This is a genomic window from Piscinibacter defluvii, from assembly GCF_004011805.1.
Classification (GTDB): domain Bacteria; phylum Pseudomonadota; class Gammaproteobacteria; order Burkholderiales; family Burkholderiaceae_C; genus Piscinibacter; species Piscinibacter defluvii.
In genome coordinates, this window is the sequence record NZ_RCHJ01000003.1 from 322,726 (window position 1) to 339,953 (window position 17,228).

Here is a 17,228-nt window from a genome sequence, read left to right on the forward strand (position 1 = left end):
TTCAGAGCTGGACCTTGAAGCCGTCGGCGTACTTGGCCGGGTCCTTGCCGTCCCAGACCACGCCGTCGACGAGTTTGCTGCTGCGCAGCGGGCTGGCCGGGATGCTGACCTTCAGCGCGCCGGCCGCCTGCTTGTACAGATCGATCTGGTTGATCTGCTTGGCCACGCCGAGGTAGTCGGGGTGCTCCTTCAGCAGGCCCCAGCGCTTGTGCTGCGTCAGGAACCACATGCCGTCGGAGAGGTAGGGGAAGTTGACCAGCCCGTCGTTGAAGAACTTCATGTGGTTCGGGTCGTCCCAGGTCTTGCCCAGGCCGTTCTGGTAGCGGCCGAGGATGCGCTGGTTGATCACGTCCACGCTGGTGTTGACGTAGGCCTTGTCGGCCACCGTCTCGGCCATCTTGTTCTTGTTCTGCAGGCCGGCATCGATCCACTTGCTCGCCTTGAGCACGGCCATGATCACCGCGCGGCAGGTGTTGGGGTGCTTCTTGACGAACTCGGCCGTGGTGCCCAGCGCCTTTTCCGGGTGGTCCTTCCAGATGTCCTGCGTCGTGGTGGCGGTGATGCCGATGCCGTCGGCGATCGCGCGGTGGCCCCAGGGCTCGCCGACGCAGTAGCCGTCCATGTTGCCCACGCGCATGTTGGCCACCATCTGCGGCGGCGGCACGGTGATGACCTTGGCGTCCTTCATCGGGTTGACGCCCACGCTGGCGAGCCAGTAGTACAGCCACATCGCGTGCGTGCCGGTGGGGAAGGTCTGCGCGAAGGTGTAGTCGCGCTTCTCGGCCGCCATCAGCTTGGCGAGGCTCGCGCCGTCGACCGCGCCCTTGTCCGCGAGCTTCTTCGACAGCGTGATGGCCTGTCCGTTGTGGTTCAGGTTCATCAGCACGGCCATGTCCTTCTTCGGACCGCCCACGCCCAGGTGCACGCCGTACACCAGGCCCCACAGCACGTGGGCCATGTCGAGCTCGCCGTTGACCAGCTTGTCGCGCACGCCGGCCCACGAGGCCTCCTTGGTGGGCACGATCTTCACGCCGTACTTCTTGTCGAAGCCCAGCACCGAGGCCATCACGACCGAGGCGCAATCGGTCAGCGGGATGAAGCCGATCCGCACCTCCTCCTTCTCGGGCTTGTCGGATCCCTGGGCATGGACGGCACTCTGCAATCCGGGCACGAGGCCGGCGGCGCTGGTGGCTGCGGCGGCCTTGATCAGGGTTCTGCGGCTCATGGTGGTCTTTCGCATCGTCTGGCTGCTCATGGCGAGTGGAAAACGCAGTCGAAAAAAAACGTCCACACGTCGTCGGCCCGTCGGGCCAAGTTCGTGAGGACGTCGTCGTCCCACCGGATCCGCGCCAGCCGTGGCGCGAAACGGTGCTCTGGCGGATCGCCGTTGACCCGCCTGCAGAGCATGAGCAAGCCGCGTGCCCGGTGAGATCGGGTCCCTTGTCGCCCCCGCGTGCTGCAGTGCACCACAAGAGGCGCGCTACCGTCGCACGCCGCACCCCGAGGGTGCGGCGCCGCTCAGAGCAGGTCGGACACGTCGAGGATGCGCTGGGCCACGTCGACGAGCTTCATGCCGCGATCCATCGCCGTGCGACGCAGGCGCGAGTAGGCCTCTTCCTCGTCCAGCTGATGACGCCGCATCAGGATGCCCTTGGCGCGGTCGATGGTCTTGCGTTCGGACAACTGCGTGCGCGCATCGGCCAGCTCGCGCCGCAGCGTCTCCTCGTGGCGGAAGCGGGCCAGGGCGATCTCCAGCACCGGGCGCACGCGCTCGGGCGCCAGCCCGGCCACGACGTAGGCCGACACGCCTGCGGCAATCGCCGCGCCCACCTGGCTGGTGTCGTTGTCGTTGGTGAACAGCACGATCGGCCGGCGCTCGTCGCGCGTGGCCATCACGACATGCTCGAGCGTGTCGCGTGCCTGGCTCTCGGCGTCGACGATGATCATGTCGGGCGAGATCTGCGCCAGCCGCTCGGGCAGGAAGGGATCGGCCGGCAGCACGGCGACGATGTTGTAGCCGCTCTGCAGCAACCCGATGCGCAGGCTGCGCGAGCGTTCCGCCTCGGCCGCCTCGTCGGCGGACAGCGCCATTCCGGCCGGACCGGCCAGTTCGGGCGCGACGATGACGATGCGGATGGCCGACGGAACGGACATGCCCGTTCCGGCAGCAACATTCAAGCCAGTGTGGGGCCGGTGCGGCGGCTCAGCGTGCCTGCAGGGACTGAACCGCCCGGCGCAGCCAGCGCGCCAGGGGCTGACCGGTGGCGGCGCCCGGGCCGAACTCCCGGCAGCTGACCAGGCCACGGGCGACCAGATCGTCGAGCAGCCGTGTCACCTCCTGCCGTCCCAGCCCGCTGCGCGCCATCAGGTGATCGAGCGGCACGTGACGCTGCGACATCTCCGTCAGCAGGCGACGGTACGCGGTGCGGTTACGGGCCGGATCGAGCTCGGGCCACCCTACGAGGCGATACTCTTTCATGGTTCCAACGACTGAGCTGGGCAACCGGCAATACTTTGTTGCCGGTATGATTGAAAGAGTAACCGCGCGTGCTGTTGTCGGGGGGTGTATTGGGTCAAGGTTCCGGGAAAGTCCGGATTCCAACACGTAACTGAATGCAGCGGCCGTCAGTCGTTCAGGTGGTGTATCGCGCGCTGGACCTCGGTCTGCCAGGGCAGGGAATGAACCAGACCGTTCAGATGAACTGCGACCTGGAAGTCGCTCAGCGCCACACCGCGGACGTCGAGCAGCTTCAGGTTGGTGACGACGCCCAGCGGGTCGGCCATCGCCACGACGCCGTCCTGAACCTCGACCCAGTCCCACGCCACGCCGGCCACGGGCTCGGCGCTCGTTTCGCCCCACAGCGTCTGTCCGATGAGCGGTCCCTCGTCGTTGCCGAAACGAAGCACGCGTGTGCCGAGATGCACGAGGTGCAGGGGAGCGGTTTCGTCCACCTGCCACAATACCGGCGGCCAGGCGCATACGATCCAAGCGGGTGTCATGAGCATCTCGAACCGGACGTCGGTCCTCCGATGGTGATCGATGGTCGGCAGTGTCGCGATGCGTCGGCCCGATGACATCTGTAAGACCTTGCAGGGACCGCGCATGCGCGGGGTGACTCTGCACGGGATGCACGGGAACGTGTAGGAAGCGCATGCTGCAGGACGGCTACCTGTCGGTGCTGGAAGCCAAGGATCCGGATGAGTTCCTCGGCCATGTCGTGCGCTTCGCCAAGCAGCTCGGCTTCGACACCGTCAGCGCGACGACGGTGATCGACCATTTCCTCGGCGAGTCGGAGTTCATCAGCGTCGACAACGCCCCGGCCAACTTCCGCGAGGTCTACGAGGACGTCGGCTCCGGGCGCACCGACCCGGTGATGCAGCACTGCAAGCGGCAGAGCGTGCCCATCATCTGGAACCGCGAAACCTACCTCGGTGCAGGCAAGCTCGACCTGTGGGACGAGCAGGCCCGCTTCGGGTACCACACCGGCATCGCGATGGCGCTGCACCTGCCCGAAGGCCGGCACTTCGTGCTCGGTGTGGACCGCGACCAGTCCCTGCCCAGCGACAAGTCCGAACTGACCCGCATGGTGGCCGACCTGCAACTGTTCGCCGTGCACGCACAGGAGGCTGCGCTGCGCATCCTGATGCCGGCCACGCCCGAGCACGGCACGCCGAACCTGACGCCGCGCGAGATCGAGAGCCTGCGCTGGACGATGGATGGCAAGACCGCGTGGGAGGTCGGCAACATCCTCGGCATCAGCGAGCGCACGGCGGTGCTGCACGTCAACAATGCGATGCACAAGCTCGGCTGCGTCAACAAGCACCAGGCGGTGCTGAAGGCGCTGCGCCTCGGCTTGATCCGCTGAAGCTCCGGTCTGTGTCCGGCTGTATCGCGGCGTGTGCGCGACGACGCTCCATTCACCTGTAAGAGCTGACAGTTACGCCGCATCGCGGCCCCTGATGAAATGAGTTCACGCGCAACGGTGCGCGATCTCAGACAGCCCAGGAGCCTCAGATGCAATCGCAACAACGCACCCCGACGTCGTTTGTCCCGGCCGCCAAGCAGTCGACGCCTGCCCGCCAGCAGCGCGTGGATGCACGCCCCGCGCCGATCGAACTCGACATGCGCGCCCTGCGTCAGGTGGCCGGCGGTACCGACCTGCCCAAGAAGGTCTGGTGAGATCATCCGGGCGTCGCAGCGCGGCGCTCTTGCATGCCGATGCGGCCGGGCGGGTGAGCGCCTCGGCCGCTTCGTCGTCTTCAGAGTCTCCATGACCACCCTGTTCCGTCCCGAGTCCCTCGAAAGCCGTCAGAGGCAGTGGCTGGGCGGCATCCGCCTGATGCAGCCGCTGTCGCTGCAGCTGCTGACGCTGTGCGCGCTGGGCGCGGCCGCCGCGGTGCTGGCCTTCCTGGTGTTCGGCGAGTACACGCGCAAGGCGCGCCTCGAGGGACAGCTCGTGCCGGAGCGTGGTGTGGTGCGGCTGATGGCGCCGCAGATCGCCACGGTGCTGGAGAGCCATGTGGTCGAAGGCCGCAGCGTGCGCGCCGGCGAGCTGCTCTACGTGCTCTCGGTCGATGCCGCCAACCAGCGCGGCAGCGTGCGCGAGTCGCTCGACGTGCGCCAGCGCAGCCTGCGCGACGCCGCACGCCAGCAGGACGACCTGGAGCGCGAGCGCGTCGCCGCGCTGTCGCGCCAGCTCGAGGGCCTGCGTGCCGAACTGGCGCAGATCGACGCCGAGGCCAAGCTGCAGGCGCAGCGCCTGCTGCTGGCCGAACAGGCCCTGCAGCGCCTCGAGGCGCTGCGCGCGGACAACTTCGTCTCGCCGACCCAGGTGCAGAACAAGGCCGAAGAGGTGCTCGGCGTGCGGGCCCAGGCGCAGTCGCTGCAGCGCCTGCGCGCGGCCCATCTGCGCGAGATCGAGCAGATGCAGGCACGCCTGCGCGAGCTGCCGATGCAGGGCGAGGCACGCCGTGGCGAGATCGACCGGGACATCGCCGAACTCGCCCAGGAAGCGGCCGAGAACGAGGCGCAGCGGCGCATCGAGCTGCGCGCCCCGCACGCTGGCGTGCTGACCGCCGTCGTCGCGCAGCCCGGCCAGTCGGTCGGCCCGACCGTTGCGCTGGCCAGCCTGCTGCCGGAAGGCGCAAGGCTGCAGGCACAGCTGCTCGCGCCCTCCAGCGCGATTGGCCTGGTGCAGGCGCACCAGCGCGTGCAGCTGCGCTACCAGGCCTTCCCGTACCAGAAATTCGGCGTGCACGGCGGCGAGATCGTGCAGGTGTCGCGTGCACCGATGCAGGCGGCCGAGCTCGCCGAGCTCGCGTCGCCGGGCGCGCCCGCCGGCGAACCGCTGTACCGCATCACCGTCGCCCTCGACCGTCAGGCCGTGCCCGCCGCCGGCCACGAGCAGGCGCTGGCGCCCGGCATGCGCCTGGAGGCCGACGTGATGCTCGAGCGGCGCCGGCTGATCGAGTGGATCTTCGAGCCGCTGCTCGGGCTCGCGCGGCGCGTCTGACCATGCTCCAGGGCCTGCGCACCGGCTTCGGCGCCCAGCGCCTGCCCATGCTGCTGCAGACCGAAGCGGCCGAGTGCGGCCTGGCCTGCCTGGCGATGGTGGCGTCGTACCACGGCCTGCGCAGCGACCTGCAGACCCTGCGCCGGCGCTTCACGCTCTCGCTGCGCGGCGCCACGATGGTCGACATGGTGCGCATGGCCGATGGGCTGCAGCTCAACGCCCGCGCGCTGCGGGTCGAGCTGGACCAGCTCGACCAGCTGGTGCTGCCCTGCGTGCTGCACTGGGACCTGAATCACTTCGTCGTGCTCAAGGAGGTGCGGCGCGGCCACGTGGTGCTGCACGACCCGGCGCGCGGCGTGCGGCGGGTGCCGATGGCCGAGGTGTCGCGCCGCTTCACCGGCGTCGCGCTCGAGCTGACGCCGCGTGCCGACTTCCGCCCGCGCATCGAGCGCCAGGCGCTCAGCCTGCGCGCGTTGCTGGGCCACGTGTCGGGGCTGAAGCGCTCGCTGCTGCAGATCTTCGCGCTCGCGCTGGCGCTCGAGGTGTTCGTGCTGCTGTCGCCGTTCTTCATGCAGTGGGTGGTCGACGGCGTGGTCGTCAGCGCCGACCGCGACCTGCTGCTCACGCTCGGCCTGGGCTTCGGCCTGCTGGTGCTGCTGCAGGTGGGCACCGGGGCACTGCGCTCCTGGGCCGTGTTGCACCTGTCGAGCACGCTGAACCTGCAATGGCTGGGCAACGTGTTCGCGCACATGATGCGCCTGCCGGTCGAATGGTTCGAGAAGCGCCAGACCGGCGACGTGCTGTCGCGCTTCGGCGCCGTGCAGCACATCCAGCAGACCCTGACCACCAGCTTCATCGAGGCGGTGCTCGACGGGCTGCTGGTGCTGGTCACGCTCACGATGATGGCGATCTACAGCCCCCTGCTCTCGGCCGTGGCGGTGGGCGGCGTGGCGCTGTACGCGCTGCTGCGCTGGAGTTTCTTCCGCCCGCTGCGCGACGCCAGCGAGGAAGCCATCGTGCACGAGGCGCGCCAGTCGACCCACTTCCTCGAGTCGCTGCGCGGCGTCGCGGCGATCAAGCTGTTCAATCGGCAGGAGGACCGCCAGGCCCGCTTCATGAACCTGGTGGTCGACGCGATGAACGCCGACATCGTGAAGCGCAAGCTCGAGCTGCTGTTCGGCGTGCTGCACAAGCTGGTGTTCGGCCTCGAGCGCGTGGCGGTGATCTGGATCGGCGCGCTGCTGGTGCTGGACCAGCGCTTCACGGTGGGCATGCTGTTCGCGTTCTTCGCCTACAAGGAGCAGTTCGCGCTGCGCTTCTCGGCGCTGATCGACAAGGCCGTCGAGCTGAAGATGCTGCGCCTGCAGGCCGAGCGCCTGGCCGACATCGTGCTCTCCGAGCCCGAGCAGCGCGACGCGCCGCAGCTGCGGCGCGAGCTGCCGGCGCGCATCGAGCTCGCCGGGCTGCGCTTCGCCTACTCCGACGGCGAGCCGCCGGTCATCGACGGCCTCGACCTGAGCATCGAGCCGGGCGAGTCGGTGGCCATCGTCGGTCCCTCGGGCTGCGGCAAGACGACGCTGCTGAAGCTGATGCTGGGCATCCTCGCGCCGCAGGGTGGCGAGGTGCGCGTGGGCGGCGTGCCGCTGCGCCAGCTCGGCCTGCCGGCGTGGCGCGACATGATCGGCACCGTGATGCAGGACGACCAGCTGTTCGCCGGCTCGATCGCCGACAACATCAGCTTCTTCGACGCCCAGCCCGACCTCGACCGCATCGAGCAGTGCGCGCGACTGGCCGCGGTGCACGACGAGATCGAGGCCATGCCGATGGGCTACCACACCCTGATCGGCGACATGGCGGTCAGCATCTCGGGCGGGCAGAAGCAGCGCATCCTGCTGGCCCGGGCGCTCTACAAGCGGCCGCGATTCCTGTTCCTCGACGAGGCCACGAGCGCGCTGGACGTCGACCGCGAGCGCGAGGTCAACCAGGCGATCCGGGCACTCGACATCACGCGCGTGGTGATCGCGCACCGGCCCGAGACCATCGCCGCTGCCTCGCGCGTGGTGGTGCTGGGCGAGGGCCGGGTCGCGCAGGACCTGCGCAGCGTGGCGGGAACGGCCGCCCAGCGCTAACGCGCCGCGGCGGGCCGTAGACTCGCCGCATGATCGTCCTCGGCATCGAATCGTCCTGCGACGAAACCGGCGTCGCGCTGGTGCGCAGCGACGGACCCGGCACGCCGCGCCTGCTGGCACATGCGCTGCACACGCAGATCGACATGCACCGCGCCTACGGCGGCGTGGTGCCTGAACTGGCCTCGCGCGACCACATCCGGCGCGTGCTGCCGCTGACGCGCCAGGTGGTCGCGGAGGCCGGCATCGGGCTCGGCCACGTCGACCTGGTGGCCTACACGCAGGGTCCGGGCCTGGCGGGAGCGCTGCTGGTCGGCGCCGGTGTGGCCTGCGCGCTGGCCGCGGCGCTGGAGCGGCCGGTGGTCGGCATCCACCACCTCGAGGGGCACCTGCTGTCGCCGTTTCTCTCGGCCGACCCGCCGGTGTTCCCGTTCGTCGCGCTGCTCGTCTCCGGCGGCCACACGCAGCTGATGCGCGTCGACGACGTGGCCCGCTACAGCCTGCTCGGCGAGACCATCGACGATGCGGCCGGCGAGGCGTTCGACAAGTCGGCCAAGCTGATGGGCCTGGGTTACCCGGGCGGGCCGGCGCTGGCCCGGCTGGCAGAGTTCGGTGACCCGTCCGCCTTCGAGCTGCCGCGCCCGCTGCTGCACAGCGGCGACCTGGACTTCTCGTTCGCCGGCCTCAAGACCGCGGTGCGCACCCGGCTGGGCAAGCTCGGGACCAACGTGTGCCAGCAGGACCTGGCCAACCTGGCCGCGGCCACCCAGCAGGCCATCGTCGACGTGCTGGTGCGCAAGGCACTGCAGGCGCTGCGGCAGGAAGGCCTGACGCGGCTGGTCGTGGCCGGCGGGGTGGGCGCGAACCGGCTGCTGCGCACCCGGCTCGACGCCGAGGCCGCGAAGCGCGGCCTGCGCGTGCACTACCCCGAGCTGGCACTGTGCACCGACAACGGCGCGATGATCGCGCTGGCTGCCGCGCTGCGGGCCCAGCGCGGTCTGACCGTCCCGCAGGCCGACCACGCCTTCGGCGTGCGGCCACGCTGGCCGCTGACCGAGGTGTCGGTGGCGGCCTGAGCGTCCGGGCGGCCTTACTGGACCTGGACGTTTCGCGTGCCGCCGCGCGGCTTCTTCGGCAGCGTGAGCGTGAGCACGCCGTCGGCGAAGCGGGCCTGCGCGGCCTCGGCGTCGATCTCCAGCGGCAGCTCGATGCGCCGCGCGAAGCGCGGCACGCGCCGTTCGCGGTGCAGCACGCGCGAGCCGTCGGCCGCGTTCGCCTCGCTGGCGGCGGCCTCCACGCTGACCAGCTGGCCGGTAACGGTGACATTGACCTGCTCCCGCGTCAGGCCGGGCAGGTCGAAGGTCAGCGTGTAGGCGGTGTCGGTCTCGCTCGCGTCCATGGCCGGGCGCAGCGGCGCGCTCTCGGCAGTGCGGCGTGCCCAGGCCGGGTGGAAGGCGCGGCGGGGCAGGGGATAGGCCAAGGGCAGGACGTACATGCGGTGCTCCTAGAATCGATCGGCTCGGCCGCGACTGCGGCAGCCCGTGCCGTCGAGTTGGGAGCGGCGCGGATTCTTTCAAGAGCCGATGACCACACTTCGACGACTCGCCGCCGGCCTGCTCGGCGCCAGCCTCCCGTTCATCCAGGCCCTGCCGGCCCGCGCCGACGAGACCATTCCGATCGCGCTGATCGAAGGCCTGTCCGGCAGCTTCGCCAACGCGGGCGAGGCGGTCTACCGCAACCTGCTGTTCGCGGTCGAGCGCGTCAACCAGCGCGGCGGCGTCAAGCTGCCCGGCGGGGCGAAGCGCTTCGAGCTGCAGCGCTTCGACAGCAAGGGCGGCACCGAGGAGGCGCAGGCGATGCTGCGTGCCGCGCTCGACCGCCAGGTCGGCTTCGTGCTCCAGGGCAACAGCTCGGCGGTGGCCGCCGCGCTGGTGGACGCGCTGAACAAGCACAACCAGCGCGAGCCGCAGCGCCGCGCGCTGTTCCTCAACTACTCGGCCGTCGACCCGGTGCTGACCAACCAGAAGTGCAGCTTCTGGCACTTCCGCTTCGATGCGCATGCCGACATGCGCCTGGCCGCGCTGATCGACGTGCTGGCGCAGGACCCGGGCGTGCGGAAGATCTACCTGATCGGACAGGACTACAGCTTCGGCCAGCATGTGCTGAAGGCGGCGCGCGAGGCGGTGGCCACCCGCCGCCCGGACATCGACATCGTCGGCGAGGAACTCCACCCGGTCGGTCGCGTGAAGGACTTCCTGCCCTACGCGCTGAAGATCAAGGCCAGCGGTGCGCAGGCCGTGCTGACCGGCAACTGGGGCAACGACCTGACGCTGCTGGTGAAGGCGGCGCGCGAGGCCGGCGTCGACGCGCGCTTCTACACCTTCTACGGCAACGCACTCGGCGCCCCGGCGGCGATCGGCGAGGCCGGCGTGGGCAAGGTGCTGGCGGTGGCGGAGTGGCACCCGAATGCCGGCACGCCCGGCTCGGAGCGCTTCTACGCGGACTTCCGCGCACGGTTCCCGAAGCCCGAGGACGACTACGTGCACGCACGCATGCAGGTGCTGGTGGAGATGCTCGCCGCAGCCATCGAGCGCGCCGGCAGCACCGAGGCGGCCGCGGTGGCGCGCGCGCTCGAGGGCATGAGCTACGACGGCGCCAGCCTCGGTGGCCTGCACCAGGGCACGATGCGTGCCGCGGACCACCAGTTCCAGCAGCCGCTGGTTGTCAGCGTGATGGACAAGGCCGGCGCGCCGGGCGTGCGATTCGACAACGAGGGTTCGGGCTACGGCTTCCGCACGCTGCGCCGCCTGGAGGCGAAGCAGACCGAGCAGGCCCACCAGTGCGCCATGGAGCGCCCATGAGGAGCGTGATCGCCGGCCTGCCCGGCTCGAAGATCCGCGAGGTGGCCAACGCCGGGCTCGGCCGGCCCGACGTGCTCGCGTTCTGGTTCGGCGAGAGCGACGAGGTCACGCCCGAGCCGGTGCGCGCCGCGGCGGCGGCATCGCTGGCGGCCGGCGAGACCTTCTACGCCCACAACCTCGGCCTGCCCGAATTGCGCGAGGCGATCGCCGCCTACACCGCGAGCCTGCACCCGGCCGTCGGCGCCGGGCGCATCGCCGTCACCTCCTCGGGGGTCAGCGCGCTGATGCTGGCGATGCAGGCCCTGGCCGGAGCCGGTGACGAGGTCGTCGCGGTCGTGCCGGTGTGGCCCAACCTGACCGCGCAGCCGGAGATCCTCGGCGCGCGGGTCGTGCGCGTGCCGCTGGTGCCGCGCGCGGGCGCCTGGCGACTCGATCTCGAGGCCCTGCTGGCCGCGGTGACGGACCGCACCCGCGTGTTGCTCGTCAACGCGCCGAACAACCCGACGGGCTGGACACTCACCCGGCCCGAGCAGCAGGCGCTGCTCGACCATTGCCGCCGCACCGGCACCTGGATCGTCGCCGACGAGGTGTACGAGCGGCTGTACTACGTGCCCGGGGCGGCCTGCGCGCCGAGCTTCCTGGACCTCGCCACGTCCGAGGACCGGGTGGTCGCGGTGCACAGCTTCTCGAAGAGCTTCCTGATGACCGGCTGGCGGCTCGGCTGGATGGTCGCGCCGGCGCCGCTGGTGGAGGCGCTGGGCAAGCTGATCGAGTTCAACACCTCCTGCGCGCCGGTGTTCGTGCAGCGCGCCGGCCTGGCCGCGCTGGCCGGCGCGGCAGCGTCGGTGCCCGCGCTGGTGCATCGCCTGCGGGCCTGCCGCGACACCCTGCTGCCGGCGCTCGCCGCCCTGCCCGGCGTCGAGACGGCCGTGCCGGACGGCGGCATGTACGCCTTCTTCCGTGTGGCCGGGCAGGGCGACTCGCTCGCCTTCGCCAAGCGCCTGGTAACCGAACATGGCCTCGGCCTGGCGCCCGGCGCCGCCTTCGGGCCGGAGGCCGAAAGCTGGCTGCGCTGGTGCTTTGCGTCACGCGACCCGCAGCGGCTGCTGGCGGGGGTGCAGCGGCTGGCCGGCGCCTTGCCGCTATAATCCCCAGGTTCTGCGCCTCGACGGGCGTAGGCAGGCACGGCGCCGGTCGGTTTCACCGGCGACCGCAAGTGAAACCGGAAACCGCGGCAGGTGCGCTCGCAGGCGAGCCCCGGCTCGGTTTCTCCGACCAGGAAACGAGCGACATGCCGAACATCGACAAGGCCGAGATCGTCAAGGCCAATGCCCGCAGCGCGAACGACACGGGCTCCCCGGAAGTGCAGGTGGCCCTGCTGACCGCCCGCATCAACGAGCTGACGCCGCACTTCAAGACCCACCTGAAGGATCACCACGGCCGCCGTGGTCTCCTGAAGCTGGTCAACCAGCGCAAGAGCCTGTTGTCCTACCTGAAGGCCAAGGACGCCGAGCGCTACAGCGCGCTGATCCACAAGCTCGGCCTGCGCAAGTAAGCCACGCATGATCACGAAGAGCCTGTCTGGACCCGCCAGCACAGGCTCTTTGGGTTAGGAGTACGGCTGCCACCGCTGACGATGTGTCATTCCAGCGACGCTCACCCGACGAGCGCCCCTGGAATGGCATCGCGCCAGGGGCCGCAACTCCGGGAACCGGACGACGCCCGACAAGTCGTCCGCCTGAAGCAACGGAGACTGCCATGAGCATGTTCAACAAGGTCACCAAGACCTTCCAGTGGGGCCAGAACACCGTCACCCTCGAGACCGGCGAGATCGCGCGCCAGGCCAGCGGCGCGGTGCTGGTCAACGTCGACGACACCGTGGTGCTGGCCACCGTGGTGGCGGCCAAGAACGCCAAGCCCGGCCAGGACTTCTTCCCCTTGACCGTCGACTACATCGAGAAGACCTACGCCGCCGGCAAGATCCCCGGCAGCTTCTTCAAGCGCGAAGGCCGCCCGAGCGAACTCGAGACGCTGACCTCGCGCCTGATCGACCGCCCGCTGCGCCCGCTGTTCCCGGACGGCTTCTTCAACGAGGTGCAGGTCGTCATCCACGTGCTCTCGCTGAACCCCGAGGTGCCGGCCGACATCCCGGCACTGATCGGCGCGAGCGCCGCGCTGGCGATCTCAGGCATTCCGTTCAACGGCCCGATCGGCGCGGCGCGCGTGGGCTACATCGACGGCCAGTACGTGCTGAACCCGGGCAAGACGCAGCTGCTCGACTCTAAGATGGACCTGGTGGTCGCCGGCACCGAGGCCGCCGTGCTGATGGTCGAGAGCGAGGCGCTGCAGCTGTCCGAGGAAGTGATGCTCGGCGGCGTGGTGTTCGGCCACGAGCAGGGCAACATCGCGATCAACGCGATCCACGAGCTGGTGCGCGACGCCGGCAAGCCGGCCTGGGACTGGAAGGCGCCGGGCAAGGACGAGGCCTTCATCGCCAAGGTCGTGGCGCTCGGCGAGGACAAGCTGCGCGCGGCCTACCAGATCCGCTCCAAGCAGGCCCGCACGCAGGCCTGCCGCGAAGCCTACGCCTTCGTGATCGGTGCGCTGACGGAAGAGGGCGTCGCGTTCGACACCGTCAAGGTCGAAGGCCTGCTGTTCGACATCGAGGCGCGCATCGTGCGCGGCCAGATCCTGGCCGGCGAGCCGCGCATCGACGGCCGCGACACCCGCACCGTGCGTCCGATCGAGATCCGCAATGGCGTGCTGCCGCGTGTGCACGGCTCGGCGCTGTTCACCCGCGGCGAGACGCAGGCGCTGGTGGCCGCGACGCTCGGCACCGAGCGCGACAGCCAGAAGATCGACGCGCTGGCCGGCGAGTTCAGCGAGCACTTCATGCTCCACTACAACATGCCGCCGTTTGCCACCGGCGAGACCGGCCGCGTCGGTTCGCCGAAGCGGCGCGAGATCGGCCATGGCCGCCTGGCCAAGCGCGCGCTGGTGGCGGTGCTGCCGGGCCGCGACGAGTTTCCGTACTCGATGCGCGTCGTCTCGGAAATCACCGAGTCGAACGGCTCGTCGTCGATGGCCTCGGTGTGCGGCGGCTGCCTCGCCTTGATGGACGCCGGCGTGCCGCTGAAGGCCCACGTGGCGGGCATCGCGATGGGCCTGATCAAGGAAGGCAACCGCTTCGCCGTGCTGACCGACATCCTCGGCGATGAAGATCATCTGGGCGACATGGACTTCAAGGTCGCCGGCACCACCACCGGTGTGACCGCCCTGCAGATGGACATCAAGATCCAGGGCATCACCAAGGAGATCATGCAGGTCGCGCTGGCCCAGGCCAAGGAAGCCCGCATGCACATCCTCGGCAAGATGGTCGAGGCGATGGGCGGCGCGAAGACCGAGGTGTCGCAGTTCGCGCCGCGCCTGTACACGATGAAGATCAACCCGGAGAAGATCCGCGACGTGATCGGCAAGGGCGGCGCGACGATCCGAGCGCTGACCGAGGAGACCGGCACGACGATCGACATCGCCGAGGACGGCACCATCACGATCGCCTCGACCGACGCCGACAAGGCCGCGCACGCGAAGAAGCGCATCGAGGAGATCACCGCCGAGGTCGAGGTGGGCAAGGTCTACGAGGGCCCGGTCACCAAGATCCTGGACTTCGGGGCGCTGATCAACCTGCTGCCGGGCAAGGACGGCCTGCTGCACATCAGCCAGATCGCGCACCAGCGCGTCGAGAAGGTCACCGACTTCCTGAAGGAAGGCCAGATCGTCAAGGTCAAGGTGCTCGAGACCGACGAGAAGGGCCGCGTCAAGCTGTCGATGAAGGCGCTGATCGACCGCGACCAGCAGCCGGCGCCGGCGGCGCAGGAGTGACGCGGCCGCGCGCATGAAGGCGATCGAGATCGCGTCCTACGGCGCGCCCGAGGTGCTGCGTGCGGTGCAGCGGCCGGACCCGGTGGCCGGGCCCGGCGAGCTGCTGATCCGCGTCGCGGCCTCCGGCGTGAACCGGCCGGACGTGCTGCAGCGCAAGGGCCAGTACCCGGTGCCGCCGGGCGCGTCCGACCTGCCGGGCCTGGAAGTGGCCGGGACCGTGGTGGCCGGCGATGCGGCGGCCCTGGCCGTGGCCGGCCTGGCGGTCGGCGACCGCGTGTGTGCGCTGGTGGCCGGCGGGGGGTACGCCGAGCTGTGTGTCGCGCCGGTCGGCCAGTGCCTGCCGGTGCCGGCCGGCCTGACGGACATCGAGGCCGCGAGCCTGCCCGAGACCTTCTTCACCGTCTGGTCGAACGTGTTCGAGCGTGGCCGCCTGCAGTCCGGCGAGACGCTGCTCGTGCAAGGCGGCACCAGCGGCATCGGCGTCACCGCGATCCAGCTGGCCAAGGCGGCCGGTGCGGTGGTGATTGCCACCGCCGGCAGCGACGACAAGTGCGCCGCCTGCACCGCGCTCGGCGCGGACCATGCGATCAACTACCGCAGCGCCGACTTCGCCGCCGAGGTGAAGCGGCTCACCGGCGGGCGCGGCGCCGACGTGATCCTCGACATGGTCGCGGGCGACTACGTCGCGCGCGAGTTGTCGTGCCTGGCCGACGACGGACGGCTCGTGATCATCGCGGTGCAGGGTGGCACGAAGGCGGAGATCGACGCGGGCCAGGTGCTGCGCCGGCGCCTGACGATCACCGGCTCGACGCTGCGGCCGCGGCCGGTGGCATTCAAGGCCGCGATCGCACAGGCGCTGAAGAAGAACGTCTGGCCCTGGCTCGAAGCGGGTCGCGTGAAGCCGGTGATCTTCAAGGTGTTCCCGGCCGCCGAGGCGGCCGCGGCGCACACGCTGATGGAATCGAACCAGCATGTCGGCAAGCTGGTGCTGCAGTGGTGAGCAAGACAGGATGCCTTCGATGAATCGTCGCAAGCTGGTGGTCGGCAACTGGAAGATGAACGGCACGCGGGTCGGCAACGTCGACCTGCTCGGCGCACTGCGCGAGGCTGGGCCGTACGTCGCCGAGGTCGCGGTGTGCGCGCCGTTCCCGTACCTGGCCGACGTGGCGCTGTCGCTGCAGGGCGCGGACGTCGCGTGGGGCGCGCAGGACTGCTCGGCGCACGAGAGCGGCGCCTACACCGGCGAAGTCAGCGCGCCGATGCTGGCCGAGTACGGCTGCCGCTACGTGATCGTCGGGCACTCGGAACGCCGCGCCTACCACGCCGAAAGCGACCAGCTTGTTGCCGACAAGGCCAAGGTCGCGCTGGCGCACAAGCTCACGCCGATCGTCTGCGTCGGCGAGACGCTCGCCGAGCGCGAGGCCGGGCAGACCGATGCGGTGGTCAAGCGCCAGATGTCTGCGGTGATCCACACGCTCGGCCATTGCATCTCGCAGGTGGTCGTGGCCTACGAGCCGGTGTGGGCCATCGGCACCGGCAAGACCGCCACGCCCGAGCAGGCCCAGGCGGTGCACGCGCTGCTGCGTGCGCAGCTCAAGGCCGCCAGCGAGAAGGCCGGCGAGATGAAGATCCTCTACGGCGGCAGCGTCAAGCCCGACAACGCGGCCACGCTGTTCGCGCAGGCGGACATCGATGGCGGCCTGATCGGCGGCGCGTCCTTGAAGGCGGCCGACTTCATCGCCATCTGCCGCGCCGGCGCCTGAGGCCGCGCGAGTTTCCCTTCCGGAGTCCAGAAGAATGAACCTGTTGATGAATGTGGTGGTGGCGGTGCAGATCATCACCGCCCTGGTGATGATCGGCCTGGTGCTGATCCAGCACGGCAAGGGCGCGGACATGGGCGCGTCCTTCGGCAGCGGCGCCTCGGGCAGCCTGTTCGGCGCCACCGGCAGCGCGAACTTCCTGTCGCGCTCGACGGCGGTGTGCGCGGCGATCTTCTTCGCCTGCACGCTGGCGCTGGCGTTCCACTCGGATGGCCGTGCCACGCGCAGCGAAGGTGGTGGCAGCGTGCTCGACAAGCCCGCGGTCGGCGCGCCGGCCAGTGCCCCGGCCACCGGCGCGGCGCTGATCCCCGGCGCGGCGAGTGCCACGGCGCCGGCCGCAGTGCCGGCGCCGGCGCCTGCACCCGCGGCGTCCTCCGGCGCGGGCGCGGTGCCCGCGAAATGAGCCTCCTGCGGGCCGTGCGCGCCCGCCTTGCTGGGCGCTGACGCAGTTGCTGCGGTGCAGCGAATCCCTCGGGAAGCCGAGGGTTTGTGGTTAGAATCTCGGGCTGTCCGGTGAGCCAATCCTCACGCGATCCGGGCCAAGTGGTACACACCGCCGACGTGGTGAAATTGGTAGACACGCTATCTTGAGGGGGTAGTGGCGAAAGCTGTGCGAGTTCGAGTCTCGCCGTCGGCACCAGAACCGCGCCCTCCATGACTCTGGAACCCTACCTCCCCGTCATCCTGTTCATCCTGGTCGGCGTCGGAGTGGGGGTGGCACCGCAGGTGCTGGGCTTCCTGCTCGGCCCGCGCCGGCCGGACACCGCGAAGAACTCCCCCTACGAATGCGGCTTCGAGGCCTTCGAGGACGCGCGCATGAAGTTCGACGTGCGCTACTACCTCGTCGCGATCCTCTTCATCCTGTTCGACCTCGAGATCGCGTTCCTCTTCCCCTGGGCCGTGTCGCTGAATGAAATCGGCGCGTCAGGCTTCTGGGCCATGATGATCTTCCTGGGCATCCTCGTCGTGGGCTTCGTCTACGAGTGGAAAAAGGGCGCCCTGGACTGGGAATAAGACGCGAGCACC

Annotated in this window: 18 protein-coding genes and 1 tRNA gene; 14 read left to right on the forward strand and 5 right to left on the reverse strand. The window is 69.8% G+C overall.

What is annotated here, in order from left to right:
* Nucleotide 1: 1 nt before the first annotated feature.
* The 4 genes from D9C15_RS11010 to D9C15_RS11025 all read right to left on the reverse strand — a co-directional run bounded on the left by D9C15_RS11010 (nucleotide 2) and on the right by D9C15_RS11025 (nucleotide 3,000).
* Complete coding sequence (locus D9C15_RS11010; protein WP_127997491.1) at nucleotides 2–1,240, reverse strand: CmpA/NrtA family ABC transporter substrate-binding protein; 1,239 nt, start codon at nucleotides 1,238–1,240, stop codon at nucleotides 2–4.
* A gap of 278 nt (nucleotides 1,241–1,518) precedes the next feature.
* Nucleotides 1,519–2,154, reverse strand: a complete 636-nt coding sequence (locus D9C15_RS11015) for an ANTAR domain-containing response regulator (protein ID WP_127997492.1) — start codon at nucleotides 2,152–2,154, stop codon at nucleotides 1,519–1,521.
* A gap of 49 nt (nucleotides 2,155–2,203) precedes the next feature.
* Complete coding sequence (locus D9C15_RS11020) at nucleotides 2,204–2,479, reverse strand: hypothetical protein (RefSeq protein ID WP_127997493.1); 276 nt, start codon at nucleotides 2,477–2,479, stop codon at nucleotides 2,204–2,206.
* A gap of 146 nt (nucleotides 2,480–2,625) precedes the next feature.
* Entirely contained in the window at nucleotides 2,626–3,000 is a 375-nt protein-coding gene (locus tag D9C15_RS11025) for a DUF4902 domain-containing protein (protein WP_127997494.1), read from the reverse strand.
* 152 nt (nucleotides 3,001–3,152) lie between these two features.
* On the opposite strand from D9C15_RS11025, the gene D9C15_RS11030 reads away from it, so the two are divergent.
* The 5 genes from D9C15_RS11030 to tsaD all read left to right on the forward strand — a co-directional run bounded on the left by D9C15_RS11030 (nucleotide 3,153) and on the right by tsaD (nucleotide 8,715).
* Entirely contained in the window at nucleotides 3,153–3,866 is a 714-nt protein-coding gene (locus tag D9C15_RS11030) for an autoinducer binding domain-containing protein (protein WP_127997495.1), read from the forward strand.
* A 149-nt stretch (nucleotides 3,867–4,015) separates the two neighbouring features.
* On the forward strand, nucleotides 4,016–4,180 hold the full coding sequence (locus D9C15_RS33375; RefSeq protein WP_164886706.1) for a hypothetical protein: 165 nt from the start codon (nucleotides 4,016–4,018) through the stop codon (nucleotides 4,178–4,180).
* Nucleotides 4,181–4,271: 91 nt separating this feature from the next.
* The gene (locus D9C15_RS11035; protein ID WP_164886707.1) at nucleotides 4,272–5,513 is read left to right on the forward strand and encodes an HlyD family secretion protein; all 1,242 of its coding nucleotides are present in this window, start codon (nucleotides 4,272–4,274) and stop codon (nucleotides 5,511–5,513) included.
* 2 nt (nucleotides 5,514–5,515) lie between these two features.
* A complete protein-coding gene (locus D9C15_RS11040) occupies nucleotides 5,516–7,642 on the forward strand; it encodes a peptidase domain-containing ABC transporter (RefSeq protein WP_127997497.1) in 2,127 nt (708 codons plus the stop codon).
* Nucleotides 7,643–7,671: 29 nt separating this feature from the next.
* On the forward strand, nucleotides 7,672–8,715 hold the full coding sequence (gene tsaD, locus D9C15_RS11045; protein WP_127997498.1) for a tRNA (adenosine(37)-N6)-threonylcarbamoyltransferase complex transferase subunit TsaD: 1,044 nt from the start codon (nucleotides 7,672–7,674) through the stop codon (nucleotides 8,713–8,715).
* 14 nt (nucleotides 8,716–8,729) lie between these two features.
* Here the strand turns inward: tsaD and D9C15_RS11050 are convergent, their stop codons facing one another.
* Nucleotides 8,730–9,134 (reverse strand): Hsp20/alpha crystallin family protein, encoded by a 405-nt coding sequence (locus tag D9C15_RS11050; RefSeq protein WP_127997499.1) that lies wholly within the window; start codon nucleotides 9,132–9,134, stop codon nucleotides 8,730–8,732.
* A gap of 88 nt (nucleotides 9,135–9,222) precedes the next feature.
* Here D9C15_RS11050 and D9C15_RS11055 point away from each other — a divergent pair, with 88 nt between their 5' ends.
* The 9 genes from D9C15_RS11055 to D9C15_RS11095 all read left to right on the forward strand — a co-directional run bounded on the left by D9C15_RS11055 (nucleotide 9,223) and on the right by D9C15_RS11095 (nucleotide 17,216).
* Nucleotides 9,223–10,500, forward strand: a complete 1,278-nt coding sequence (locus tag D9C15_RS11055; protein ID WP_127997500.1) for a branched-chain amino acid ABC transporter substrate-binding protein — start codon at nucleotides 9,223–9,225, stop codon at nucleotides 10,498–10,500.
* Complete coding sequence (locus tag D9C15_RS11060; protein ID WP_127997501.1) at nucleotides 10,497–11,648, forward strand: pyridoxal phosphate-dependent aminotransferase; 1,152 nt, start codon at nucleotides 10,497–10,499, stop codon at nucleotides 11,646–11,648. The genes D9C15_RS11055 and D9C15_RS11060 overlap by 4 nt, the downstream gene beginning before the upstream one ends.
* A gap of 143 nt (nucleotides 11,649–11,791) precedes the next feature.
* Entirely contained in the window at nucleotides 11,792–12,055 is a 264-nt protein-coding gene (gene rpsO / locus D9C15_RS11065; RefSeq protein WP_127997502.1) for a 30S ribosomal protein S15, read from the forward strand.
* Nucleotides 12,056–12,258: 203 nt separating this feature from the next.
* Nucleotides 12,259–14,382 (forward strand): polyribonucleotide nucleotidyltransferase, encoded by a 2,124-nt coding sequence (gene pnp / locus D9C15_RS11070; protein ID WP_127997503.1) that lies wholly within the window; start codon nucleotides 12,259–12,261, stop codon nucleotides 14,380–14,382.
* A 13-nt stretch (nucleotides 14,383–14,395) separates the two neighbouring features.
* The gene (locus D9C15_RS11075; protein ID WP_127997504.1) at nucleotides 14,396–15,382 is read left to right on the forward strand and encodes an NAD(P)H-quinone oxidoreductase; all 987 of its coding nucleotides are present in this window, start codon (nucleotides 14,396–14,398) and stop codon (nucleotides 15,380–15,382) included.
* A 19-nt stretch (nucleotides 15,383–15,401) separates the two neighbouring features.
* Nucleotides 15,402–16,145, forward strand: a complete 744-nt coding sequence (gene tpiA, locus D9C15_RS11080; protein ID WP_375138774.1) for a triose-phosphate isomerase — start codon at nucleotides 15,402–15,404, stop codon at nucleotides 16,143–16,145.
* 34 nt (nucleotides 16,146–16,179) lie between these two features.
* A complete protein-coding gene (secG, locus tag D9C15_RS11085; protein ID WP_127997506.1) occupies nucleotides 16,180–16,605 on the forward strand; it encodes a preprotein translocase subunit SecG in 426 nt (141 codons plus the stop codon).
* Between the two features lie 152 nt (nucleotides 16,606–16,757).
* Nucleotides 16,758–16,842, forward strand: a tRNA-Leu gene (locus D9C15_RS11090).
* Nucleotides 16,843–16,856: 14 nt separating this feature from the next.
* Nucleotides 16,857–17,216 carry an NADH-quinone oxidoreductase subunit A gene (locus D9C15_RS11095; protein ID WP_127997507.1) on the forward strand — a complete coding sequence of 120 codons (360 nt, stop codon included), beginning with the start codon at nucleotides 16,857–16,859 and terminating at the stop codon, nucleotides 17,214–17,216.
* Nucleotides 17,217–17,228: the final 12 nt, after the last annotated feature.